Source organism: Phnomibacter sp., assembly GCF_036803085.1.
Classification (GTDB): domain Bacteria; phylum Bacteroidota; class Bacteroidia; order Chitinophagales; family Chitinophagaceae; genus Phnomibacter.
The window spans coordinates 406,827-432,624 of sequence record NZ_DAIRUZ010000001.1 but is presented as its reverse complement, the minus strand read 5'-3'; the positions used below and the strand labels follow the sequence as shown (position 1 = coordinate 432,624).

The following is a 25,798-nucleotide window of genomic DNA, read 5'->3' as shown; positions in this document are numbered from 1 at the left end:
TGCAGCATGCTGTTGCAATCGCTTTTGTATTTATGCACTGGTAAGTAAAGTTACCTTCACGCTATCGCCGATTCGAATAAGTTGGCCCAAAGTAAGCGGCAACACATTTTGCCCAAACAATACTTTGTTGCCCGTTTTTCTGTACTTGCTGAGTGTGGCCAGTGGCTCCACTCCTTGCTCGCCTGTTTCCTGATTTACTGTGGTGAGTACACAACGGGCACAGGGCTTTACACCTGCAAAAGCAGCATCGCCAATGGTAAAGTGCTGCCAGCAATCTTCATCAAAAGCTTTGCCACCTTCTACTACAATATTGGGGCGAAAGCGATTCATCGGCACAGGCGTTTGCAAGCGACTGTTGAGATCATCCAATGATGTTTGTCCAATCAACAAAATCGGATAACCATCTGCAAGGCTTACTTCATCACTATTCAAGGCATACGTAGCATCCACCTTTCTGGTATGTGCTTCAGGAAAATAAACCAGCTTACACGACAGCCCGACTTGTGTAGAAAACCAGGCACTGTGAGCAGCACTTACTTCCAACACTTCCACAGCATCATCCCAAATAGTAGCCCTTATTGGTTCACTGTTATGTTCATGTAATGGCAACAGCATTTCATGACCTGCATGATGCAGCATAAATCCATGCTGGTGAAAAGACAATTTGAACAACGCCAATTGATGCAACACCCGCTGGGTTATGAACTCATTCCGTTCATCAATCAACATCCATCGCCTGTCGTATTCGAAACCTTTGGCCAACACCTTAGCCTGCGGAACCGCAATACCACCCAAGGATTTTACCGGATACATCCACAACTCCGATACCCGCAAAGCAGCTGTGTTATTGGTTTCCTGCATGAGCTTTGGCTTTAAAACTCCATTCTACGGTAAACGTACTCACTACCTCACCCGCTTTAGTACGGCCAGTGCTGGTAGCGGTAAATGATTTTCCTTCACCCGAAGCAATGGCTGATGCTATACATTGCTGCATAGCCTCGCCATCTTCGCAAGTAAAGTAAATCCGCTCTGTTGCCTTCTTCACAAATTCTGCTTTGATGGATGCAACCAACATACTCACCGCAGGCTTGCAGCAGTGTATGTGGCCGAGTGCCAACACGCCGGTGCTCATTTCTGCCGCCATGGCCTGGCAGGCAAAATAGATGCTGCGAAACGGATTTTGCGATAACCATTTGAATGGTACACTCACCACCGCTGCATTTTCCGAAATGCTGCGCAACCGCACCCCACAGAAAAAAGCACTCGGCAGTTTATACAACATAAACAAACCGAACTTGAAACGGTGATTGGCTGTTTGTTGAAATTCTTTAAAAGCCATGTTGATGTTGTTTAGAAGCCCCCTAGCCCCGGAGGGGGAATAAGGGCATAGCACACTAATTTACTATTTACTGACTTTCGGACTTTCAGACCTCAAAATACCCTTCGACGAGCTCAGGGTAGCAATCGTCTTCAGACTTTCGGACTACTGACTTTCCGACTTTATCCCCCGTTCTCATTTCGCCCTTGTAGGGCTTGTATTTGCTTTGTTCATCTTTTCCATGGGCGTTGCCTATGGCTTTCATAAACCGCCCTTTCAGGGCTAAAGAATAAAGTCTCCGTACTACCGACTACCAGCTCCGGACTCTCGGTCTTTCCGACTTTCCGACAGGCTCAGATCGTCATCTACCGACTACGCACTACGGACTACCGTCTATTTTTTATTAATCTCCACAATCGCATACGAAACGCTCTTGGCGCCTGCTGCTGCAGTAAAGCGCAGGTTACCATTGCCGGTGCTGCTTACCTGCAACGAAGCGCTGCCATAACTCCGTAGTGCGTTGCTTACATTGCTGGCATAGTTGCTGCCGGGTGTAGAAATGTTTTGGTTCAATTCGTACCAAGGCAGCTCTTCTTTGCTCACTACAACAGCTATGTAATCTTTAGTGCCAATGCTATCGGGCATCATGCTCTTGTTTTTTGGAAACAACCGGTAACCGGTGATGCCGCAATATGCTGTGTAAGCGGTTTTTGTGGCATCTTCTTTTGTGGGGTATGGAAACAACGTATAACTGCTGCCATCCACTTCCTGACCAAACACGTACACATAACATTCGGTACTGTTTTTCACTTCCACTTTAAACCGGGAGCCTTTGGCAATGGTATTGCTGGTAAACAAATTGCTACCAGCATTGCGCAAAGGAATATAGCCAGCTGGTTTCGCTTTCTCATCTACCTGTACCAATCCTATTTCGCAATCGAATGCTTGCTGCAAAGCGGCGCCCTGCTGTGGCAATGGATCAATGCCGTAGGCTTCCCGCACAAATTCTTTGAAGTCGGCATAGCGTACCCAGCCAATGCCATTTTCGCCCCACTCTGGCCCCCAGCTGTTCATGATTTGAAAAGCACCACCAGCCAGTTTATCATCATAGCCAATCACACTCATGGCATGGCCGCCAAAGCCCATTTGGTTGTAATCGCTTTGTGTGGGCATCCATACTTTTTGGCCCATCATACCTTCCATAAAACTCCCGCCCACCATCATGCCTATCACCACCGGCGCACCCGAAGCCAGGTGCTCTTTTATGGCACGAATGCTGATGCCTTCCGGTGCATCGGAACCCGTAAGGCGGTTGAAGCCATGGATTTTATTGGCAGCGGCCAATGCATCCAGCGACGTGGGCGGATTGCGGCTGCAATCGGTTTCATCGTACGGAAAATTATTAAACGGTACTCCACCCTTGCGTTGCATCAACTCCATGGCCCGGATGATGTACGAACCCTGGCAACCATCGAGGCCAATTTGGTTGTACATGTACGACGGACTAAAAGCTAACTGATTGGGATTGATGCCGGAGCTGGCACTCATAAGAATGGTTTGGGCCGCATACGCACTACTCCATGCTACACAGCTGCCCTGTTTGCCCTGGTTTTGCCTGTCGGGGGCAAACTTGGCCAGCGATACATATTCGGGCAGCGGGTTGCGTATATCATCATCGCTGAGGCCTTCGTACACTGGTGCTTTGGCAAACTCCTGCTTGCTCAGCATGCCGCCTGTACTAAAGGCACTGGCAGCCTGTTGCAAAAAGCTACTGCCACAGCCCTGCTGGTTCATGAGGAAGTATGCACCACCGAGCAGCACTAAAATGAGCAGGCCACCGGGCTTACGAAATAGCATGAGCAGCAGTGGCAACAGGTTGAGCAAACCGCCACCGCCGCCACCACGGCCACCAGAGCGTCCACCACTATTATCGTTGAATTCGTTGGGATCCTGCGGATCATCTACCATTCGTATCGGCATTGTTACAAGTTGAAAGGATGAGTCAGCAAAATACTTGTTCTGCGCCAACTATCGTTACGCTTTCGAGTGCCATGATTATTTATTTGAATCCAACCAAGAAAATTGGCACTTCAGTTCCGGCTTGTTTGCTTTGCAATACCTGCATACAACAAAGGCTGCTCTCTTGAGCAGCCTTTGTTGTTAGGAATGCGGCGGTTATTATTTAGGTAAAATAACGGCGTCGATCACTTGTACTACACCATTGCCAGCGCCGAGGTCGGCAGTGGTTACATTGGCACCGTTCACGGTTACTTTTCCTTCTTTTACACCAGTGGCAGTGTCTGCAGTTGCAGTTTCGGCAGGTGCTTCGGCACAAGCAACCATTCCAACAATTGTTAACATGGCGAGGCTAATCTTCAAATTTTTCATTTTAAAAGTTTTGTAGCAATAGAACATGACAGTGTCGCTATTGCTCTGAAAAGCTAAACTTTAACATCTTACCTCATTCGCTTATAACAGCTGTTAATGCAATAGCATCATCACTTGTTCTGTGCTTTGCGTTATCCGAAACTTTCGGTGGGCAAAGCCACATGCTTTCCCCCTTCTTCATCCCATGGTATGAAAGCCGCAGTTAATACACGAACGTTGAAATTTGGCTTCGATACGCAACGTCCCTAAAGGAGACGTTGCTGACAAATAAATCTGTGCATTTCATCATTCGTAATTGCACAACAAAAAAGCGCAGCACCAAAATAGTGCTGCGCTTTTTTAAGAGCATACATGCAAGCCCGTTACCATTTCAGTTCCAGCTTGTTGTTTTTGCGTTCTACATCAGCCAGGCGTTGTGATGCATCTATTTCCACCGAAATAATCTCGTTGATACGGCGGTTAGTACGGATGATCATGTCGCGGTGTGTCCAGCGCTGGGCGGGGTATACCACACGGGGCGCAGTGCTTTCTGCCGGCTTTTCGCCATAGGTAAGGTTGAGCGGCACATAGTGCTGTTCGGTGGTGCTGTCTTTAAAGGTCAGCGTTACATCTACCGGCATGGGCATTTCGCCCAACCGCTTGATGCGTACCAGCGTGTAGTTGTCTTCCATCCAGAGACTGTCAATGGCATAGTCGATGGTTTTGGTGGTGTACACCATGTACTCTTTGTACCAGTCGAGTTCCATGCCGCTTACTTTTTCGGCCACCCGCACAAAGTCGTTCGGGTTGGGATGTTTGAATTTCCAGGTATCGTAGTAAGCATGCAAGGTTTTTTTGAGCAGCGAGTCGCCTATTACATAACCCAGCTGACCCAAAAACACAGCGCCTTTGCTGTACGCTGCTGTGCTGTACGCATAGTTGGTAGCGAAGTGATCGGCATGGGTGCTCATGGGTTCTTCAAACTTGCCTTTGGCCAGCGCAATGTAACCGCGGTATTCATCGGCCAGTGCAAAGCCGGTGCCGCCTTTCAGGTATTGTGTTACCACGCTTTCGCCATAGCTGGTAAAGCCTTCATCCATCCAGGCATACAGGCTTTCGTTGGTACCCATCAGGTGTTGGTACCAGCTGTGCATCCATTCGTGGATGGCGGTGCCCAATGACGCTGTTTTGATGAGGGTAGCCATAGCGTATTCCATGCCACCATCGCCTCCTTGAATAAAGCTGTACTCAGGCCATGGATAGGCACCAAACAAGTCTTTCATAAACGGATAGGCACGGGCACATTCGTTGGCTGTGCTCACCCAGTTGGCATCGTCGGCTTTGTCGCTTTTAAAAATGAAATGCAGCAAAGGACCGTTGTCGGGCTTGCGGGTAATGTGCTGGTAGCCGGGGTCGGCGGCCCACACAAAGTCGTGCACTTTTTTAGCGGTAAAACGCCAGCTGCGGGTTTCACCGGCAATGTCTTTGAGCGGTGTGCCGGGCTTATCGTAGCCCCAACCGATAGCGGCTGCATTTTGCAACACACCACTGGCACCAATCTTGTACGATTTATCGAGGGTAATATTCACATCATAATCGCCCCAAACACCGTAAAACTCACGGGCAATGTAAGGGTTGGGGGTCCAGCCGGTGTAGTCGTACTCCACCACTTTGGGGTACCACTGGCTCATGCTGTAGCGAACGCCTTCGGCATTGTCGCGGCCACTGCGGCGAATTTGCACCGGCACCTGTGCTTCAAACTGGGTTTGAATGCTCACGGTTTGCTTGGGCAAAATGGGCTTGGGCAAATCAAATTTGATGATGGTTTCGTATTCCTTGCCTTTGAGCGTAACACCGTTGAGGGTGATGGATTGAATACGGCAGTAACCAATTTCGTTGGGCTTCAGTTGGCTGATGCGATCCTTTACACGGCCATCCCAATCGAGGCGGTCGCTACCATCGCGGTTGCGGCCCACCACTTTGGTACCCAGTTCCCGGCTGCGTACATCCATGCTGCTGTTGGGCTGAAAGGCATTCCAGTACAGGTGAAAGTAAATTTCATGCAGGGTATCGGGCGAATTGTTGGTGTACTGAATTTGCTGTTTGCCCTGCAGGATATTCGTTTGCACATTCAGCCGTACATCCATGTTGTAGCTGATTTGCTGCTGCCAGCGGTCGGGCTGGGCCTGAGCAGTGGTAGCCCATAACAATGCGGCTACAAAAACATTCACATAAAAACGCATGCAAAAAATTTAGATGATCAATAGAAACGGGAATGTGTGTGTTTGGGAAAATGAGGTACCCAAAGAAGATCGTGTAAAGAACAACTGCAATATGACGTTTTGCGGCGGAAAAACGCTTGTTAAAAAACAGGAATCAACCAAACAACGCCGACTGTGTGGCAAGGCCGCTGTGTTTGGCTTCGTGCTCCAGCAGCCATTGCTTGCGCCAGAGCTCTCCGGCATAGCCTACCAGGGCACCATTGGCACCTACCACCCGGTGGCAGGGCACCACAATGGCCAGCTGGTTTTTACCATTGGCGGTACCTGCTGCCCGTATGCATTTTTCATCGCCCAGGCGAATGGCCATGGTTTTGTAGCTGATGGTTTTGCCAAAGGGAATGTCGAGCAAGCCCGCCCATACCCGCTGCTGAAACAACGTGCCTTCCTGGCCAAAAGGAAAACTAAATTCGGTGCGGGAGCCAGCGAAATATTCCCGCAACTGTGAGGAAGCTACTTGCAACAATGGCGAAGTTGCAGCTTGTAAAGGCAGGGCATCGCCAACGAATTTGATTTCCGTTACCTGTTCTTCGGTAGCGGTGAGCAGGATGTGGCCGAGTGGAGATGATATGACTGCTGTGAAGGTTTCCATTAACCTACTTTGCCTCCGTTTTGTACGGGCTGCTGTGGTTGCAGCAATACCACGTCGTTATTTTCATTGTATACACCAAGCACCAAACATTCACTCATAAAATCGGCTATTTGCTTAGGCGGAAAATTGACCACCGCAACAACCTGCCGGCCAATGAGGGCTTGCGGCTCGTAGAGTACTGTGATTTGTGCTGAAGATTTTTTGATGCCGAGTTCACCAAAATCAATCCATAATTTATACGCTGGTCGGCGGGCTTTGTCAAACACCTGTGCATCTACAATGGTGCCGGCCCGCATGTCTACCGCTTCAAATTGTTCCCAGTTGATGTGCATGGCAGCTAACTTACCACATTGCGTCGTTTTCGGCCACAAAAAAAGCGGCACCGTGGTACCGCCTTCTTTGTTTCAATCCAAAGAGTCACTTAGTTCAGCGACGCATCGGGCACAGGTGCCGTGCTGCGTTCAAACACTTTTACTTCTTTGTAGAGTGTATCTCTTTCTACCGCTACCCGGCCCGCCTGATGAATAAGGGCTACGAGTTCTTCGGTGGTCATGCTGGGGCTTTGCTCTTCGCTACCCGCCATGCTGTAAATCTTGGTACTGTCGTCGATGGTACCGTCAATATCATTTACGCCAAACGACAAGCTGAGCTGTGCGTTGTGGCGGCCAAGCATGGGCCAGTAAGCTTTGATATGCGGGAAATTGTCCATGTACAAACGAGCCACGGCATACATCTTCATGTCTTCAATCAGCGTGGTTTCTTTTACATGGCTCATTTCATTATCGTGGTTGCGAAACTTGAGCGGAATGAACGTGTTGAAGCCCTTGGTTTCATCCTGCAGGCTGCGCAGTTGCTCCATGTGGTCAATGCGGTGTGCATAGTTTTCTACATGGCCGTACAGCATGGTAGCATTGCTGTGCATGCCCAACTGATGCGCTGCTTTGTGAATGTGTAACCAACCGGCACCGTCTACTTTATCGGCGCAAATTTGCTCCCGAACACTGGGGTCGAATATTTCGGCACCACCACCGGGCAATGATTGCAAACCGGCTTCGTGCATCATCTTCATGCCTTCTTCTACACTCACTTTGGCCTTGCGGAACATGTAATCCAGTTCTACAGCCGTAAAGCCTTTGATGTGCAAATCAGGACGATGGGCACGAATGGCTTTGGTGAGTTCCATGAAGAAGTACATATCCATTTTAGGATGCACACCACCCACAATGTGTACTTCGGTTACAGGCTGTCCATCGTATTTTTTCACGATGTCGAGCATTTGGTCGAGGCTCAGCTCCCAGCCTTCTTCCCGTTTGCTGTACAGGCGGCTGTACGAGCAAAACTTACAACTGAACACACACACGTTGGTAGGCTCGATATGGAAGTTGCGGTTGAAATACGTACGGTGACCATGCTTTTGCTCCCGTACCTGATTGGCCAGGGCACCCAACCAGCCCAGCGGGGCATGTTCAAATAAGTACAGCCCATCTTCAGGACTAAGGCGAACGCCATTGTTTACTTTATCGGCTATCTGCTGCAGCTGAGCATCGGTAGCTACTATGTTGTGCATCAAGGTAGAAATCTGACTCATGTATTCCTTTAATTGGGTGCAAATGTAACGTAAACAACAGCGGTGAAGGCCTGATGTTTATCAGTGTTGGCGTTAAAAAATGGCGGGGTTGCACATTGCCATTTTATTTTAAGTTAGTTAGTCATTCTAAGAAATGAACAACTCCTTTTAGCAGTTCCGTATCATTTTGTTTTGGCTGCTTTTTTGGTCACATTGTTACTTTCTTTTTCTTGAAAAAAAGAAAGTAACCAAAGAAAATTCAAGGCAAACCCGAAGGCTCCGCCCATTTTGCCGGGCCAGCGCCTCCCGCTGTGTAGCCATTCCCCTAAATGTTCAGTGTATTTCGTTGGTAGGCTTTTCTAATTTTCATATGCAATACCGCAAAACACATTAGTATTTCAGCAACTTTTCTGTGCGGCTAAAACCATCGTACTGCAACTGCACATAGTACAGGCCGGCTGGCAGATGCGCCGTGCTTACCTGAAGGGTTTGCGGCGGATTGGCGGTCCATTGCCACTGCTGCAACACTTGTCCGGTGGCGCTGATGAGGCGGGCACTGCGCCAGCGGGGTTCCGGCTGATAATGCCAAATGAGGAACTGCCCGCTAAACGGATTTGGGTACACGCCGAAACCAGCAGCCTTGAGAGCAGCAGGTACATTTTTGGAAAGGATGCGCAGGTCATCGAGCCAGCCATTGTTGCTACCGCCAGCTTTCAACCTGAATGCCAGTTGAAATGGCGTACTGGCGCTGGGTAACAAAGCAGTCAGGTCAATGGTGTCTTTTTGCCAATGGGAAGCCTGTGGCAAATAATCGGCATCGGTAGCCGGGGCTGTATGCCAGCGGTTGCCGAACCGGGCGGCCACGGTTTGCCAGTTGAGGCCGCAATCATTGCTCCACAAAATTTCCAGCGTATCTCCGGCTGTGGCATCAATGGCTGAAGTGGGTGCTGAAGCTTTGGTAAAATACAACAGTAACGAGTCTGCATTGCTGATGGGTGCCATCACCGGCAACCGCCATTCGTATGTGTTGGTTGATGTTTGTCCGAAACGCTTTGCCAGCAAGGCTTTGCTGCCACTCGCCGCTGCGGCATTGCTACTCATCCACCCCTGATTGACAGGTGTGCTAGTCCAGCCCACAGGCACGGATGCATTGTCTTCCATTGAAGTTTGGTATGGCAACGAAGCATTGCCTGCCACACTCACCCATACCCGCAGCGTATCATTTATTGCAAAAGGATCTTGAATGCCGCCTAATGGCTGTACTACAAAATGCAATTGCTGTACACCAAGGTTGAGGTTAACTGGCTTGAATGGTAAGGAAGTATCCTTATTGGCAGTCAATGCCAAGGCTGCATATTGAGCCGAATCGATGCGTTGGCCATTTTGCAACAACACAATTTGTGCTGACTGCAACATGGCAGCACCGTTATTGCGGAGCAGTATGCGTGGTGTAAAAATAGTATTGCACAACACCGTGTCCGTTGTACCTGCCAAACCTGGCAAACTCAGGTCGGCTTTGTTGCGTTCAATCATGCGTACCCGTATGTTGTCGAGCCACAGGTTTTGGCCAAACTTATTGGTACCAATAAAGCCAATACTTACCGTAGCGCCGGCAGGAATACTGGCCGGCAGTTTCAATTGTCTCATTGCCCAGTCGCTGCTGTTGAAGGGTACAAACTCAGCGGTAGAAATACCCGGCACCGTTGCCAAGCCTACCCCGCCTGCTTTCCATAAGGTTTGATAGGTGGTGCCGCAATCGAGGCTGTATGCTACTTCCAAAGAATCGGCCAGATCTGCATCGGGTGCATAGGCCCGGTAAGCATAATCAAACAACACAATAACAGAGTCTGCTACGCTGGCATCGGGCATAGTGAAAGCTGCGGTACGCAAGGTTTCTTTGCTGTTGTTGCCGTTTTGGGTATAGGCATTCATCAGCACCGAAATATCATCGCCGGCAGAGCTACCAGCCAGTTGCAGGCGACGCCATGTTTTGCCATCGGCAACCAAACTTCCGTTGGGCCCGCCATCCTGCAATCGCCAGCCAAGCGGTGGATAGGTAGTGCTGGTAAAACTTTCTTCGATGGGTAAGTCTTTTACAGCACAAGCCGTGTTGCCTGCAAACATAACAGGTGCCCCATATTCCCAACTGGTTCCATTGAACTGATAGGGATACAAAGCATAGTAATAGGTCTGATCGGCTTGCAAACCTGTGTGCACAAATCCAGTCTGGTTACCCTGTTGCAACCGTTGTCCTCCGCCGGGAATAATGGTTACTGCGGCAGGGTCGCCGGTGGGGGTACCAAAGCTGCCATCGGTACTGGTGGCCAGCAGTAAGCCCCGCTGCGGGCATTGACGCTGCCACGATAATTGAATGCTGTTGTTGCTGCCAATGGCTTGTGGCAAGCTTGCCGTAACGGGCACGGTTGCGGAAATCGTTTCGCCCAAACTGTACACGCTGCCATCGGCATTGCTGGCCCAAATGCGCAGCTGCCAACGGCTACCATCCATGGGCATGGGAATGGTAACGGTGTTCGCATTGCCGCTATACACTACCGTGCCGCCACCAGGTAAAGTTTGTCCTTCGGTATAGGTTTGATAAAATGGTACTCCAATGAAGGCATCGGCAGGAACCATGGCCACCAACACTTTACTGGCAGCAGCGGGGATGGCCCATTGCAACTGCCAGGTGCTGCACGCTGGCTGCAGCGAAAAATTGGTAACGGCAGCCAGCGTAGCACTGTTGGCCAAGGAATCTGTCCGCAGCATGCTCTTGCCCACATTCAAACGGCCGGTGCCCAACTTGCCGAATAGGTTAGCCGTATTGATGGGATAAATATTATCGACACCAAATTGCAAGAGGCTGCGGAGGTCATCGGCCAGCATTTTGCCCGGGGCACGACTCACCAGCAAGGCCGCAGCCCCACTCACCAGCGGGCAAGCCATTGATGTGCCAAACAGGTTGCCATAATTGCTACCCGTGATGGTGCTCAGCATGGGTTGAGATGCATCGCCACCGGGGGCGGTTATATCTACCCAGCTACCAAAGTTGGAGTAGCCAGCTTTTTCATCGTTGTGCGTAGCCGCTGCTACTGCCAATACCCTGTTGTAGGCAGGTGGAAAATAGGTTTGCTCGGTACCATTGTTGCCCGCAGAAAAGATAACGATGCCGCCTTTCAGAACAGTGCCGCCACCATTGGCAATGAAATAATCGATGGCATCGGCGGTGTATTGCGGAAAGAAATTGGGGGCATTGTAGCTCCAGCTGTTTTGCGAAATAGCAGCGCCGTTGTTGGCAGCATATACAAACGACAACGCTTCGTGACCGGCCACTACGGGTGTACCGCCGATGATTTGCAGGCTCATCATTTTTACCCCTGTGCTGGCCGTGCCATTGCCACCGGCCACACCAGCAATGCCTGCAGCGTTGTTGCGCACCGCTGCCAGCAAACCTGCTACATGGGTACCGTGGTTGTCGTCGGTGAGCTGGGTATTGTTGGCTACAAAATTGAAAGACTTGCCTTGCCACATATTGCTTTGCAAATCGGGATGCGATAGCTGCACACCGCCATCATGCACGGCCACTATGACATCGCTGCTGCCGGTGGTAAAATTCCATGCCGGTGACACATTGATATCGGCACCTACCCTGCCAGCGGTTTGGCCGCTGTTGCGTAAATACCATTGGTTGGCAAAAAACGAATCGTTGGGATCGGCATGGAGTTCAATTTTGCCTACGGCATCGGCCCACGCCACTTCGGGCAGGGAGCGAAACATGCTGCACACCTGCATTACCGGTAAGTCGGCCGAAAAGCGAACAGTCATCCAACGCATCAATCCGGCTTGCTCCATTTGCTGCTGTGCCAGAGCGTTTTCGTCGGCATTGGCGAGCTCGTACACAGTTTTGAAGAGGGTATCTACTTTGCTGGCGGCAATTTTTTGCAGGGCTTTATCGAGGTTGGCCGAACCAGTTTGCCAGCCATTGGCTGTTTTTTTCCATGGCAAATGTGCAAATTCCGGTTTCATTTTTACCTGTACCACGCCTTCGTACACCGACGAAGCCGGTAGCTGAAGCGGATACACGGCAGTGGTTTGCGCCTGTAGCCAAGCCGGCCAGCAACAAACGGTGAGCAGCCATCCGATAATAAAAAGGGTGTGTCGATTCCGCATAGCAATGTTCAAAGATAGCCGAAGCCCCAAGAGATACGCCAAACGTTGAAGGGCCGGATGAAATTATCCACCGGTTTCAATTCCTGACATCCACCATGCCTCAAACCTTATTTTTGCGGATTGAAGCGGGGTATGCGTTGGCTGTGAAGAATCCTGACATGCCTTAGCTGACAGCTATCCCCGTACCCCAAAACACGCATCCGAATGAATTGGAACGACATACTACATCAATGGCCTTTTTATATTTTTCTTGCACTATGCCTCACCCTTCTCATCCAGCTGCTGTATAACCTGTACTTTTTTCTTCGCTTTTTGCTCTACAAATCGAAGGACAAGTTTCAGTCGCAAACGCATCCGGTGAGTGTGATTATTTGTGCCAGAGATGAGGCCCATAACCTGGAGCAAAACCTGCCGCCCATTCTTACGCAGCAATACCCCACCACGCATGAAGTAATGGTGGTCAACGACAATTCATTCGACGATACCAAGTTTTTTCTGGAAGAGCTGGAGCGGATGTTTCGTCATTTGAAGCCCGTGAACCTGACGCAAGAAGCCAAGCATATTCCCGGTAAAAAATATCCGTTGAGTATAGGCATAAAATCGAGCAAGTTTGAAGTAATGCTGCTCACCGATGCCGATTGCAAACCCGCCAGCGAATGGTGGATTCAAAAAATGCAGGACGCTTATACCGACGACATTGAAGTAGTGTTGGGCTATGGTGCACACGAAAAAAAGCCGGGCCTGTTCAACAAGCTGGTACGTTTTGAAACCTTTCATACAGCACTGCAATATTTCAGTTATGCGCTGGCAGGTACACCCTATATGGGCGTGGGACGCAACCTCAGCTATCGCAAAAATTTGTTCTTCAAAGCCAAGGGGTTTTCCAGTATCAACCACATTCCAGGTGGTGATGATGACATGTTCATCAACAAAGTGGCGACCAAAGAAAACACGGCCATAGTGATTGATCCGGATGCGTTTACCTACAGCGAACCGGCCGCCGATTTTGCACAGTGGTGGAAGCAAAAAAACCGTCACTACAGCACAGCGAAATATTATAAAACAAGCCATCAGTTTTTGCTGGGTACTTATGCGTTAGTGAACTGGTTGTTTTACCCACTACTCATTGTGAGTGCCATCTTTTTCAGCTGGCAGTTTGCTTTAGGAGCACTCGCTTTCCGCTGGCTGATGCAAGGCATTGTATGGGGCAAAGCCATGCAGCGCCTGAAAGAAAATGATTTGATTCCGTTGTTCTGGTTGTTGGATATCTGGCAGTTTTTCTACTACATCATTTTCTCGCTGTCGGTATTTGTGAAGCCGAAGAGTAGTTGGAAGTAGTGCCGTTCCGGCGTTGATAAGTTGATTGGTTGAAGAGTTGACAAGTAAATACACCTCAATTTTGAACTACTCATTTCATTGATAACCGTTCTATACTCATGGATATTCTGACGAAATACTTCGCTGATTTTACACCTACACAACTGCAGCAATTGCAGGCGCTGAAAGGGTTGTACAAAGAATGGAATGAAAAAATCAATGTCATTTCCCGCAAGGATATCGACAGCTTGTATTTGAAGCATGTGTTGCATTCGTTGAGTATTGCGGCCATCTTCGATTTTCAGCCCGGCATGCAGGTGATTGATATTGGCGCTGGTGGCGGTTTCCCTTCTGTACCCTTGGCCATTTTTTTTCCGGAAGTGCAGTTTCATGCGGTGGACAGCATCAACAAAAAACTAACGGTGATTCAAGAAGTGGCTGCAGGTGCCGGTATCCCAAACATTACCACTCAGCATACCCGTGCCGAGCAAATCACCAACCGTAAGTTTGATGTGGCCGTAAGCCGTGCTGTAGCACCATTAAAAGATTTATTGAGCTGGAGTAAACACTTGCTAAACAAACCATCTGAAGTTCGCAAGCATTTTGGTGCACAAGCCACTGAAGACATGGAAATACCAGCCGGGCTCATTTGTTTGAAAGGCGGCGATCTGGCTCAAGAAATTCACGACAGTGGCCGCAAGCCTTTTATTTGGCCCATCAATGAAATTTTTCCGGAAGAATTCTTCAATGAAAAGTTTGTATTGCAGGTAAAATAATGCTCATCAAACAATGTATTGCTAAGCCTTTCTGCTCTATGCTGAAAGGCTTTTTCTTGTATGTACTTTTTCTTTCGATAAAAAAAGCCGTGCATACAGCAGTTGAATGATGCTGTATGCACGGTGGTAAATGTGCTTGTTGTATTTACACAACCAGCGGCTATTTATGCACTTCGCTGGTGAAGTGAAATTCGATATCCGGATTGTTGTTTCTTTCAGTATTCAGGAACCACTCACTTTGAGCCAGGTACACCAGATGTCCGTCTTTATCTTCAGCAACATTGGCCATTTTAAAGCGGGTAAAATCATCCAGTTTTTTCTTGTCATTACTGGTCATCCAGCAAGCTTTGTAAAAAGGTAAAGTATTGAATTGCACACTGGCTCCATACTCCTGCAGCAGGCGGTATTGAATCACTTCAAATTGCAGTTCGCCCACACAACCAATGATTTTTTTGTTGCCCCCATGCTGAGTAAAAAGTTGCGCCACACCTTCATCTGTCAGTTGCATCAGGCCTTTTTCCAGTTGCTTGGTTTTCATCGGGTCTTTGTTCACCACTTCTTTAAATATCTCAGGAGAGAAAGTAGGAATACCGGTGTAAAAAAAGTTTTCGCCTTCGGTAAGCGTATCGCCAATTTTAAAGTTGCCTGTATCGAACAAACCCACAATATCGCCGGGGTAAGCATCTTCTACCACATCTTTACTACGGGCCAAAAATGTGTACGGGTTGCTAAAGCGCATGTCTTTATCGAGGCGTACATGATGGTAGTATTTGTTGCGTTCAAAGCGGCCGCTGCAAATCCGGAAAAAAGCAATGCGGTCGCGGTGTTTAGGATCGAGGTTGGCATGAATCTTAAACACGAATCCACTCATTTTATCTTCATGCACACTCACGTTTCTTGTATTGGTTCTTCGGTCTCGTGGTGTTGGTGCAATTTGAATGAAAGTATCCAGCAGTTCTTTTACACCGAAATTATTCACCGCCGAACCGAAGAAAACCGGAGCCTTCTCTCCTGTCAGGTATTCCGATTTGTCTAACTGTCCGTACACGCCATCTATCAATTCTACATCTTCCCGCAGGGTGTTGGCATCGTGGTCGCCTACTTTGGCATCCAGCACAGTGCTTGAGAGATCGCTGATTTCAACCACATCATCATCATCCGTTTGCTTGGTACCTGCTGTAAACAGTACGAGGCTTTTTTGGGTGAGGTCGTACACCCCTTTGAAGTCTTTGCCATTGTTGATGGGCCATGTCATTGGGTGCAACTGAATCTTCAATTCTGCTTCAATTTCTTCCAGCAAATCGTAGCGGTTTTTACCATCGCGGTCCATTTTATTGATGAACACCATCACTGGTGTTTTGCGCATCGCAATTACTTCCATCAACCGGCGGGTTTGGGCTTCCACACCATTCACACTATCAATCACCAGTATTACACTATCTACAGCGGTGAGGGTACGGTAGGTATCTTCGGCAAAGTCTTTGTGGCCGGGTGTATCCAGCAGGTTGATGAGGGTGTTTTTGTACTCAAACGTCATCACCGAAGTGGCCACAGAAATGCCCCGCTGCCGTTCAATTTCCATGAAGTCGCTGGTGGCATGTTTTTTAATCTTGTTGCTTTTTACCGCACCAGCGGTTTGAATAGCACCGCCAAACAACAGCAACTTTTCAGTTAATGTGGTTTTACCGGCATCAGGGTGACTGATGATGGCAAAGGTTTTGCGTTTATTGATTTCAGCTTCGTATTTCATAATATAAAAGGGCGGCAAAAGTACGGAAAAGCAAAGAGGGTATATTGATTGTAAATAGTAGTTCAATGGCAGCATGAGCAGCAAAAAGCTAATGCTGCTTACTATCATCCCGAAATGTTGGTCTTCATTTTTGGCAGGTATTTATCCTAAAGCCACATCCAAAATCATCATTACAGTAAAGCCTCCCATAAAGCCCATTACTGCAACGTCGGTGTATTTATCCCTTTGTGTTTCGGGTATTACTTCTTCTACCACTACATATATCATGGCGCCTGCGGCGAATGCCAGTGCAAATGGCAAAACAGGTTGCATGTAAATAACCGCCACGGCTCCCAATACCCCGGCAATGGGCTCCACAATGGCAGACAACTGACCATACCAAAAACTTTTAAACCGGCTTACCCCGTGCCTGCGCAAGGGCATGGCTACCGCAAAACCTTCGGGAAAGTTTTGGATGCCGATTCCTATAGCCAACGTTATAGCACCGGCAATGGTAGCATCGGGCATGCCTTGTGCGGCAGCCCCAAACAACACGCCTACTGCAAGCCCTTCAGGAATGTTGTGCAATGTAATAGCCAAAATCAGCAGCGTACTTCTGCGCCATTGGGTTTGCACCCCTTCCGTTTCGCTATCGGTAAAGTTGATGTGGAGGTGCGGCAAGTATTTATCGAGGGCAAAAATGAAAAAGCCACCTGCTAAAAAGCCCACCGCTGCAGGCAACCACGGCGCAGCAGGAAACATTTTTTCACTCATTTCAATGCTTGGATTGAGCAGGCTCCAAAAGCTGGCTGCCACCATTACGCCACCGGTAAAACCCAGCATGGCATCGAGCAGGCCGCGGTGCATTTTCTTAAAAAAGAAAACGAGGCTGGCACCTGCTGCGGTAACCAACCACGTAAAAATGGTAGCCAGCAATGCGGAATATACCGGGCCAATTTCTGTGACAAAGGCAGTTATTTTTTCCATCGCATTACACTTCTACAGGTTTTACAAAAATGTTTTTGGCCAGCATTTCGCTGATGGTGAAACTGCTGCCAGTAGCCAATTGCAGCTCCACCGTTTTATCGAAATTGAAATGCCGCAACACCGTCAACCGGCAACCAATTTCCAGTTGCTTCAGGCTGAGCATTTCCAAAAAAGATTCATCCTGGCTGCCTACGCCACATACTTCGGCCGGCGCTTGGCTTGTCCAAAGGCTGAGCGGCGTTTGCTCCCGGGCAGCCATGTTTCCCAAGGTATCGGGTATAGGGTCGCCGTGTGGATCGAACAGCGGAAAACCCAGGTAGACATCGAGTTTATCGGTAAGCAAATCGCTTTGTACATGCTCCAGCTGCTCGGCTACGGCATGCACTTCCTCCCAGCCAAAACCCAACTTTTCCGACAAAAAAAACTCCCACAACCTGTGGCGGCGAATGATATTTAATGCCAGTTTCTTGCCGGTTTTGGTGAGTGAACAGCCGTAGTATTTTTCATACTTGAGCAGGCCCTTGGCTTCCAGCTTCTTAATCATGTCGGTAGCCGATGCTGCCCGGGTGTTCAACTCCGCCGCCAAATCATTTGTGTGTACACTTTTCTGGTGGCGTTGCAGGTGGTATATGCTTTTAATGTAATTTTCCTCGGCAACTGTGTACATTCGAAATATTTAGCCAAAGCTAAAAATATATTTTTAAATACCGATGACTATTACCCCGCTTCGCTTGCTGCGATTTCGTCACCTGATACTACTATTGCTGCTGGGCTGCATGGCCGCCTGTAAGAGCTCTCACAAAAAAAGCATGAAGGGCGATGAGGAAGTAACCACCGCCGATTTTGTTTCCTTTTTCGACCCGGTAAAGTTGCCTTTTGCTTTTACCGATACAATTTTCAAAAACAAACTATCCGATTCGGCAAGAATTGACTACGGCGTTTTTACCAAAATACTGGGCGATACAATCCTCACCCCCCTGTACAAAAAGGAAAAGCCCAAAATTTATGCCCTTGGCAGCTTTCAAAATGCTGAGGCCGAAACGTATTTGCTGGTACAAACAAAAGGAACACAAAACGCTGTGTACCTGATAGCGGTAGACAACAACATGCAGCCAAAAGCCAGCATGCTGCTGCTGGCCAATAAAGGAAAACCTGCCGAAGTAAACCTGGTAAGCATCGACAAAAAGATGACCATAACACTCGTAGATGAATACAAAAAAAGTAACGGCGAAAACGCAGCTTACTCTACCGTGTACGCCTACAATAATGCAGGTCTTTTTATGGTGATAATGAACGATGGACTTAAAAAAGGAGAGGTGATTGAGTTAGTAAATCCTATTGATACTTTTCCGCAAACGCAGCCCCATACCGGCGATTTTGGTAACCTGAAACAAAGTTTCATCAGCATTCGTGACGGCGAAACACCCAAAAAGTTTCAATTCTTTTTGTACATGAACAAAAGCAGCTTGTGCACCGCCGAGCTAAAAGGTGAAGCCCGCTGGGTAACCAAAGACAGCGCCCTGTACGACTCCAACAACGATGGCTGCAAAGTGGCTTTCAAATTTGGTAAGCGAAATGTGCAAATACTGGAGTTAGAAGGCTGCGGCAGCAAGCGGCCCCTTGAGTGCAGCTTCAATGCCAGCTACAGTAAAATTCAGAAGCCAGCCGCCAGCAAAAAGAAAAAGAAATGAGTGAACGCATCAACTACCGCAGTGGCGCAGTGTGGGAAGATTTGGTAGGCTACAGCCGTGCCGTAAAAGTGGGCAATTGTATAGAAATAGCCGGTACCACTGCATTTGTAAATGGTGAGTTGGTAGGTAAAAATGATTTGTACCTGCAATGCAAATGCATATTCGAAAAAATAGAACAAGTGCTATTGCAAGCCGGCAGCAGCCTGACGGACGTGGTGCGAACCCGCACATTTGTTACCGACATCAGCCGGTGGGAAGAATTTGCTAAAGCCCATGCTGAATATTTTGCCAACATACGGCCTGCAGCCAGCCTGATAGAAGTAAAGGGCTTTATAGACCCGGAAATGTTGGTAGAAATTGAGGTGACCGCAATCATTTCCGGTGCAAAAGTTTAGCACACTCCATAATAGCCATGTGTACATTTTACACAGTAAAAAACCTTAATTACGCTATATTGCGGCCCCTTTGATAAGCGTGGCTCAACTGTAGCAAAGTTCATATCCTGAATGGTATGCTTTAATCTCTAATGGCAAATTCATGAAGGTGTGCTACTTCACCCCCGCATTTTCGGAGGCATCAAAAACCTTATTGTATGACAACTAATAGTTTTCGCAATTATACAGTTCCCTTTCAGGTAGATGAACGGTATAGCAAGAAAGTAGCTTATTTCAGCATGGAGTTTGCCGTGCATCAACCACTTAAAATTTATAGTGGTGGTTTGGGTTTTCTATCGGGCTCACATTTACGCAGTGCGTATGAGCTCAAGCAAAACCTGATTGGCATTGGCATCTTATGGAAATATGGGTACTACGATCAGGCACGCAACCAGGACCAAACCCTGCAGGTGCAGTGGAATGAAAAGATTTACAATTTTCTGGAAGACACGGGCATCAAGTTTCAAATTCCCATTCATGATCACCCGGTATGGGTAAAAGTATACTACCTCAACCCTACTACTTTCAACTCGGCGCCACTCTTTTTGCTGAGCACCGACCTGCCGGAAAATGACTATGTAAGCCAAACAATTTGCCATCGCTTGTACGATGCCAACACCGCTACCAAAGTGGCACAGTTTATTTTGCTGGGCATTGGTGGTGCCAAGCTGATAGACGAATTGAACTTCAACCCCGATGTGTACCACCTGAATGAAGCACACGCCATGAGTAGTGTTTTTTACTTGTATAAAAAGCTGGGCAGTGTTGAAGAAATTAAAAAGAAACTCGTTTTTACCACGCATACCCCAGAAGAAGCCGGCAACGAAAAGCACGACATTTTCCTTTGCGAAAAAATGAGTTATTTCTACGGTATGCCGCTGGAAAAAGTACGGGAACTCACAGGTATTTATGACGACCAGTTTAACCACTCATTGGCAGCATTGCGTTTTGCAAGAATTGCTAATGGCGTAAGCCAGCTGCATGGCGAAGTAAGCCGCACCATGTGGGGACATTATGATAAAGTAGCTCCTATTAAAGCTATCACCAATGCACAAAACTGGAAATACTGGGCCGATAAGCAGTTGTACCGCTTTATGGAAGAAGGCAACGATTTTGGTTTTGATGACCGCAAACGTCATTTGAAAAAAAGAGCCTTTGATATCGTAGCCGATCAAACCGGCAAGCTGCTCGATCCGGATGTGCTCACTATTGTTTGGGCCCGCCGTTTTGCAGGCTACAAACGTGCAGAATTACTCACCCGTGATTTGGCCCGTTTCGAACGGCTCATCAACAACATCAACCGTCCGGTACAAATCATTTGGGCAGGCAAGCCTTACCCTGTTGATTATCCTGCCATCAGCGACTTCAACCACTTGGTACACCTCAGTAAAAAGTACGACAACGTGGCAGTATGTGTAGGTTACGAACTGGCCCTCAGCAAGCGCCTGAAACAAGCCGCCGATATTTGGCTAAACAACCCACGGGTACCCCGCGAAGCCAGCGGTACCAGTGGCATGACAGCTGCCATGAACGGTGCGGTAAACGTGAGCACTCACGATGGCTGGATTTGTGAATTCATCAACCACGGTAATAACGGTTTTGTAGTACCCCCCATTGATTACACCGCTGTAAACGTACACGAACAAGACGCTTACGACCTGGAAGAACTCTACAAAATATTGGAAGAACAAGTAGTGCCCATGTACTACGGCAATAAAGACACTTGGCGCCAAATTGTAAAAAATGGAATGCGGGATGTGCGTATTCAATTCGACAGCAACCGCATGGCACATGAATACTACGAAGAGATGTATAAAGCCTGATAAAGGCCTTCAACTACAAGCACAATCTGAATATCCCGGCTCTGGTAGCCGGGGTATTTATTTTTATCAAAAGCAATGATGGCCTTCATAGTTTTGCCTTCCCAACAGAAACAGTATACATGCATTATTTATCAGCAGAAAACCTTACCAAAGCATACGGCGTAACCCCTTTGTTTGATAGTATCAGCTTCCACATAAACGAAGGAGATAAAGTAGCATTGGTAGCCCGCAACGGCGTAGGCAAAAGCACACTGCTGAAAATACTGGCCGGACGAGAAACGGCAGACAGCGGCAAGCTTTGGATTAACAAAGACGTGAAAGTGGTGTTGTTTGAACAGGAACCGCAATTCATCGAACACCAAACCATAGCCCAAAATATTTTCCAACACGACCATCCTATTCTCAATGCCATTCGTGACTATGAAGAAGTGAGTGAATCGGGCGACGGAGAAAAAATAATGCAGGCCATTCAACGTATGGATGAGTTGGGTGCATGGGATTTTGATGCCAGCGTAAAACAAATTTTGGGCAAGCTCAACATTCATTACCTCGACCAGCGCATGATATCATTGAGTGGTGGACAGCGCAAAAGGGTGGCATTGGCACGTACACTGATTGATGCAGGTTTTGAAACTGGTCATGTGCTGCTCATAATGGACGAACCCACCAACCATCTGGATGTAGAAATGATTGAGTGGCTGGAGCACTACCTGAGTGCACAGCATGTAACGCTGCTGATGGTAACCCACGACCGTTATTTTCTGGATGCTGTTTGCGATGAAATATGGGAAATGGAACGTAGCAACATTTACACCTACAAAGGCGACTACGAAAACTTTTTAGAGAAGAAAGCTGCACGAATTGAAAACGAACTGAGCAGCATTGACAAAGCCAAAAACGAATATCGCAAAGAACTAGAGTGGATGCGCAAGCAACCCAAGGCCCGCACCACCAAAGCAAAAAGCCGCATTGATGCTTTTTATGATGTAGAAAGCAGGGCCAAACAAAAAGTGGTAGACGAGCAACTACAACTGCAGGTAAAAATGACTCGCCTCGGTGGCAAGGTGGCCGAAATGAAAAAGGTATACAAAGCATACGGAGAGAAAACCATTCTCAAAGGTTTTGACTACACCTTTACCAAAGGCAAACGCATTGGTATTGTTGGTAAAAACGGCGTTGGTAAATCCACTTTCCTCAACATGCTGCAAGGCTTAGAGCAAGCCGATAGCGGTAAAATAAATATTGGCGATACTGTCGTATTTGGCAACTACAGTCAGGAAGGATTGCAATGGAAAGAAGACCTGAGGGTAATTGAATACGTAAAACAATTTGCAGAAACGTTTCCATTAGCTGGAGGTGGAGCATTGACGGCAAGCAAGTTTCTGGAGTTGTTTTTGTTTCCGCCAGAAAAACAATACACCTACTTATCATCGTTGAGTGGCGGCGAAAAAAGACGTTTGCAATTGCTCACCATTTTGTTTCGCAATCCCAACTTTTTAATACTCGACGAACCAACCAATGATTTGGACTTACCAACGCTGGCCGTGGTCGAAAACTTTTTGGCCGACTATCAGGGTTGTGTACTCATTGTAAGCCACGACCGCTATTTCATGGACCGATTAGTAGATCATTTGTTTGTGTTTGAAGGTGATGGTATAGTGCGGGATTACCCCGGCAACTACACACAATACCGTCTGGAAGAACAATGGAAAGAAAAACAAGCAGAGCAAAAAACAACACCCGAAAAAGACAAGCCTGCAGAAACAACTGCACCTGTTGCCAAGAAAAAACTATCGTACAAAGAGCAGCGGGAGCTGGAACAACTCGACAAAGACCTGCCTGCATTGGAAGCTGAAAAAGCAACCCTCACCGAAAAAATGAGCAACCCTCTCTCCTACGAAGAACTGCAGGAAGTGTCAGCCAGATTGATTGCAGTAACCAACGAACTTGAAGAAAAAGAAATGCGTTGGTTAGAACTCAGCGAAGTGGGCAATTAATGCTTGTGTATTTGCTGCTGCATCCAATCAGCGAAAGATGCAGCCCATTGTGCGTACAATTTTCCGGCAGGATGTAAGCCATCTTCTGCCAATAAACTACCGTCGTTTGCTGCGGCTCTGCTGGCAGTGCTGTTATCTAAAAAAGTAACTTTATACTTATCACAAAGTGCTTGCAGCACTGCATTAAATGCATCAATCTGTTGTGCGATAGCATCCTTATCTCTGTCTTTTGCAAATGGCGTAACGCCCCAATCTGGTATAGACAACACCGCTACCCGATGTGATAAATTGCCTGCTAAATGAATGGCTTTGCGCAACAGAAATTCAGCGTCTTCCTGAAAACTTTCAATGGATAAACCACGGTATTGATTGTTGACACCAATCAACAGCGACACCACATCATACGCCTCTTCCAGCTGATGATGAATCAGGTATTCCGCCAATTCAAAAGTGGTCCAGCCTGTTTTGGCTACAATTTCCGGAGCATGTACATGCACACCAGCTTTGCGCAACAGCTGCATGGTTTGGTATGGAAAAGATTCGTACAACGGAACACCTTCGCCAATAGTATAACTATCGCCAAGGCATAAGAGGCTGTGGATATGCTGCGACATATTAATATTGCGTTTTCAGGATTTCGTAAAACCGATACACATCTTCAAAGCTACAATACATGGGTGCTGGTGCCACACGAATTACGCCGGGTTCCCGATAATCGACAATGATACCAGCAGCATGCATGGCATCATGAATGGCCCGGCCATTTTCTTTGAAATACAAGGACAATTGGGCTCCTCTTTCTTCTGGATTTTCAGGCGTGATAATTTCAAAAGAAAGATTGGGCAATTGCTGCAGGAGGTATTGCAAATAAGCAGTGAGTTGTATGCTTTTGGCCCGAAGATTTTCGATGCCTGCTTGTTCAAACATTTCCAGCGAAGCTTTCAGGCACACAGTGTTCATTACCTGTGATGTACTCATGCACCAGCCACTGGCATCGGCCTTGGGTACAAACCCTTTCTCCATTTTAAAACGGGTCTTTTCATCATTGCCCCACCAGCCGCCCAAGCGACCCAGCTGCACATTTTGTGCATGTTTTTCGTGTACAAAAACGCCGCCCACAGCACCCGGACCAGCATTCAGATATTTGTAACTGCACCATGCTGCAAAGTCAACATCCCAATCATGCAATTGCACGGGTACATTGCCGGTAACATGTGCCAAATCGAAGCCCACCATCGCTCCTGCTGCATGACCAGCTTTGGTAATTGCCGCCATGTCAAACAACTGGCCGGTATAATAATTCATGCCGGCAAACATCACCAGTGCCAATTCATTTGCATGAGCGTTGATATTCTCCAAAATATCTTCTGTCCTTAACGTTTTCTCCCCTTCTCTTGGCGCTATTTCTATAATAGCTTCATCGGGATTGAAGCCGTATTGCCGCACTTGTGTTTCCACCGCATATTGGTCGCTGGGAAAGGCGCCGGCTTCCATCATGATTTTGTACCGGTTGCCACTGGGTTTGTAAAACGACAACATCAACAAGTGAAGGTTCACTGTTAATGCGTTCATCACCGTTACTTCTTGTGTAGAAGCACCTACCATTTTAGCCAAAGCAGGCTTGCAATAATCCTGATAATACAACCATGGATTGGTACCGCCGAAATAACCACCCACCGCCAGTTGCTGCCAGCTTTGCAATTCAGTGTGTATAGCATTGGCTACAGCCTTGGGTTGCAGGCCCAAACTATTGCCACAGAAGTAAATAGCATTGCGCCCATTATGCTGTGGAAAATGAAAAGCAGCTTTAAAACTTTGTAAAGCATCTGTAGCGTCTTGCTGGCGGGCAAAGGCCAGGGTAGGTTCAAAATCTATCATGAACAAATTACATTTTTGTTGAATGAATGTTGCGCTTATCGATGGGCCATCAAACAGCCCGACGAATATCAGCAGATTTTAAGATACCTTTTGCATTCTGGGCATGGGGGTCACATTGTTTATCTTTAGTTAGTGTTAATTTGCTGCCACACGTGCACTTCGTGTTCCCTTATTGAACCAACTTTGCTTTTGAAAATGCGATTACTCATGATGAATGTTTTGGTGTTGGCTACTGTGGCAGGAGGCTTGATGTTGGCGGGGTGTAACCAACCAAACGTACAATCTCAATCGTTGAGCGTAAGCATGCTAAACAGAACCATGGAAACTACAGATACCGCCACGTTTGGAGCAGGCTGCTTTTGGTGTACAGAAGCTGTATTTCAGGAATTGAAAGGTGTATTGAAAGTAACCAGCGGTTACAGCGGTGGCCATGTAGCCAATCCCACCTACGAGCAGGTTACCAGCAAAACCACTGGTCATGCAGAGGTTACTCAAATCGTTTACAACCCGGAACAAATCAGTTTTGATGAACTGCTCGAAGTATTTTGGAAAACCCACGACCCCACAACTCCCAATCGACAGGGTGCCGACGTAGGCCCACAATATCGTTCAGCCATATTTTACCATTCTGCTTCGCAAAAAGAACTGGCAGAAAAATACAAAGCGGAGCTCGACAAAAGCGGAGCATTTAATGCGCCAATTGTTACTGAAATCAACGCATTTAAAGCCTTTTATGCTGCAGAAGATTATCACCAGAATTTTTATGCCAACAATCCTAACTACGGCTATTGTTCTTATGTGATAAAGCCGAAGCTCGATAAATTTCGAAAAGTATTTCAGGAGAAATTACGCAAATCAAATCCGGGTCAATAACCC

The 25,798-nt window shown here is 47.6% G+C and carries 21 protein-coding genes; 7 read left to right on the top strand and 14 right to left on the bottom strand.

What is annotated here, in order from left to right:
• Positions 1 to 30: 30 nt before the first annotated feature.
• From V7Q13_RS01800 to V7Q13_RS01760, 9 genes are all read right to left on the bottom strand, one after another.
• Positions 31 to 861, bottom strand: a complete 831-nt coding sequence (locus tag V7Q13_RS01800; protein WP_333798969.1) for an MOSC domain-containing protein — start codon at positions 859 to 861, stop codon at positions 31 to 33.
• Positions 845 to 1,339, bottom strand: coding sequence for a DUF4442 domain-containing protein (locus tag V7Q13_RS01795; RefSeq protein ID WP_333798968.1), 495 nt, complete (start codon positions 1,337 to 1,339; stop codon positions 845 to 847). Before V7Q13_RS01795 ends, V7Q13_RS01800 begins: the two co-directional genes overlap by 17 nt.
• Before the next feature lie 372 nt (positions 1,340 to 1,711).
• On the bottom strand, positions 1,712 to 3,298 hold the full coding sequence (locus V7Q13_RS01790) for a C1 family peptidase (protein ID WP_333798967.1): 1,587 nt from the start codon (positions 3,296 to 3,298) through the stop codon (positions 1,712 to 1,714).
• A 198-nt stretch (positions 3,299 to 3,496) separates the two neighbouring features.
• Entirely contained in the window at positions 3,497 to 3,706 is a 210-nt protein-coding gene (locus V7Q13_RS01785; protein ID WP_333798966.1) for a fasciclin domain-containing protein, read from the bottom strand.
• A gap of 362 nt (positions 3,707 to 4,068) precedes the next feature.
• The gene (locus V7Q13_RS01780; protein ID WP_333798965.1) at positions 4,069 to 5,928 is read right to left on the bottom strand and encodes a M1 family metallopeptidase; all 1,860 of its coding nucleotides are present in this window, start codon (positions 5,926 to 5,928) and stop codon (positions 4,069 to 4,071) included.
• A gap of 133 nt (positions 5,929 to 6,061) precedes the next feature.
• Positions 6,062 to 6,556, bottom strand: coding sequence for a methylated-DNA--[protein]-cysteine S-methyltransferase (locus V7Q13_RS01775; protein ID WP_333798964.1), 495 nt, complete (start codon positions 6,554 to 6,556; stop codon positions 6,062 to 6,064).
• On the bottom strand, positions 6,556 to 6,888 hold the full coding sequence (locus V7Q13_RS01770) for a tRNA-binding protein (RefSeq protein ID WP_333798963.1): 333 nt from the start codon (positions 6,886 to 6,888) through the stop codon (positions 6,556 to 6,558). The genes V7Q13_RS01775 and V7Q13_RS01770 overlap by 1 nt, the downstream gene beginning before the upstream one ends.
• A gap of 89 nt (positions 6,889 to 6,977) precedes the next feature.
• Positions 6,978 to 8,144, bottom strand: a complete 1,167-nt coding sequence (gene mqnE / locus V7Q13_RS01765; RefSeq protein WP_333798962.1) for an aminofutalosine synthase MqnE — start codon at positions 8,142 to 8,144, stop codon at positions 6,978 to 6,980.
• A gap of 369 nt (positions 8,145 to 8,513) precedes the next feature.
• The gene (locus V7Q13_RS01760) at positions 8,514 to 12,290 is read right to left on the bottom strand and encodes a S8 family serine peptidase (protein ID WP_333798961.1); all 3,777 of its coding nucleotides are present in this window, start codon (positions 12,288 to 12,290) and stop codon (positions 8,514 to 8,516) included.
• A 204-nt stretch (positions 12,291 to 12,494) separates the two neighbouring features.
• Between V7Q13_RS01760 and V7Q13_RS01755 the strand changes: the two genes are divergently transcribed.
• The gene (locus tag V7Q13_RS01755) at positions 12,495 to 13,628 is read left to right on the top strand and encodes a glycosyltransferase (RefSeq protein WP_333798960.1); all 1,134 of its coding nucleotides are present in this window, start codon (positions 12,495 to 12,497) and stop codon (positions 13,626 to 13,628) included.
• Positions 13,629 to 13,726: 98 nt separating this feature from the next.
• The gene (gene rsmG / locus V7Q13_RS01750; protein ID WP_333798959.1) at positions 13,727 to 14,383 is read left to right on the top strand and encodes a 16S rRNA (guanine(527)-N(7))-methyltransferase RsmG; all 657 of its coding nucleotides are present in this window, start codon (positions 13,727 to 13,729) and stop codon (positions 14,381 to 14,383) included.
• Positions 14,384 to 14,543: 160 nt separating this feature from the next.
• Here rsmG and V7Q13_RS01745 read toward each other — a convergent pair whose 3' ends face one another.
• The 3 genes from V7Q13_RS01745 to V7Q13_RS01735 form a co-directional block, all read right to left on the bottom strand.
• On the bottom strand, positions 14,544 to 16,133 hold the full coding sequence (locus V7Q13_RS01745) for a peptide chain release factor 3 (protein WP_333798958.1): 1,590 nt from the start codon (positions 16,131 to 16,133) through the stop codon (positions 14,544 to 14,546).
• A 141-nt stretch (positions 16,134 to 16,274) separates the two neighbouring features.
• Positions 16,275 to 17,099: a ZIP family metal transporter gene (locus tag V7Q13_RS01740; RefSeq protein WP_333798957.1), complete on the bottom strand. Its 825-nt coding sequence runs from the start codon at positions 17,097 to 17,099 to the stop codon at positions 16,275 to 16,277.
• A gap of 4 nt (positions 17,100 to 17,103) precedes the next feature.
• Positions 17,104 to 17,766 (bottom strand): metal-dependent transcriptional regulator, encoded by a 663-nt coding sequence (locus V7Q13_RS01735; RefSeq protein WP_333798956.1) that lies wholly within the window; start codon positions 17,764 to 17,766, stop codon positions 17,104 to 17,106.
• Between the two features lie 43 nt (positions 17,767 to 17,809).
• On the opposite strand from V7Q13_RS01735, the gene V7Q13_RS01730 reads away from it, so the two are divergent.
• The 4 genes from V7Q13_RS01730 to V7Q13_RS01715 all read left to right on the top strand — a co-directional run bounded on the left by V7Q13_RS01730 (position 17,810) and on the right by V7Q13_RS01715 (position 23,044).
• The gene (locus V7Q13_RS01730; protein ID WP_333798955.1) at positions 17,810 to 18,790 is read left to right on the top strand and encodes a hypothetical protein; all 981 of its coding nucleotides are present in this window, start codon (positions 17,810 to 17,812) and stop codon (positions 18,788 to 18,790) included.
• On the top strand, positions 18,787 to 19,185 hold the full coding sequence (locus V7Q13_RS01725; RefSeq protein WP_333798954.1) for a RidA family protein: 399 nt from the start codon (positions 18,787 to 18,789) through the stop codon (positions 19,183 to 19,185). The genes V7Q13_RS01730 and V7Q13_RS01725 overlap by 4 nt, the downstream gene beginning before the upstream one ends.
• Positions 19,186 to 19,382: 197 nt before the next feature.
• Entirely contained in the window at positions 19,383 to 21,047 is a 1,665-nt protein-coding gene (gene glgP, locus V7Q13_RS01720) for an alpha-glucan family phosphorylase (protein ID WP_333798953.1), read from the top strand.
• A 119-nt stretch (positions 21,048 to 21,166) separates the two neighbouring features.
• Positions 21,167 to 23,044, top strand: a complete 1,878-nt coding sequence (locus V7Q13_RS01715; RefSeq protein WP_333798952.1) for an ABC-F family ATP-binding cassette domain-containing protein — start codon at positions 21,167 to 21,169, stop codon at positions 23,042 to 23,044.
• On the opposite strand, the gene V7Q13_RS01710 is transcribed toward V7Q13_RS01715, so the two are convergent.
• Together V7Q13_RS01710 and kynU are read right to left on the bottom strand one after the other, a co-directional pair.
• Positions 23,041 to 23,658, bottom strand: a complete 618-nt coding sequence (locus V7Q13_RS01710; protein WP_333798951.1) for an SGNH/GDSL hydrolase family protein — start codon at positions 23,656 to 23,658, stop codon at positions 23,041 to 23,043. The genes V7Q13_RS01715 and V7Q13_RS01710 overlap by 4 nt on opposite strands.
• Position 23,659: 1 nt before the next feature.
• Complete coding sequence (kynU, locus tag V7Q13_RS01705) at positions 23,660 to 24,922, bottom strand: kynureninase (RefSeq protein WP_333798950.1); 1,263 nt, start codon at positions 24,920 to 24,922, stop codon at positions 23,660 to 23,662.
• Between the two features lie 207 nt (positions 24,923 to 25,129).
• Between kynU and msrA the strand changes: the two genes are divergently transcribed.
• Positions 25,130 to 25,795 carry a peptide-methionine (S)-S-oxide reductase MsrA gene (gene msrA, locus V7Q13_RS01700; RefSeq protein ID WP_333798949.1) on the top strand — a complete coding sequence of 222 codons (666 nt, stop codon included), beginning with the start codon at positions 25,130 to 25,132 and terminating at the stop codon, positions 25,793 to 25,795.
• Positions 25,796 to 25,798 lie beyond the last annotated feature (3 nt).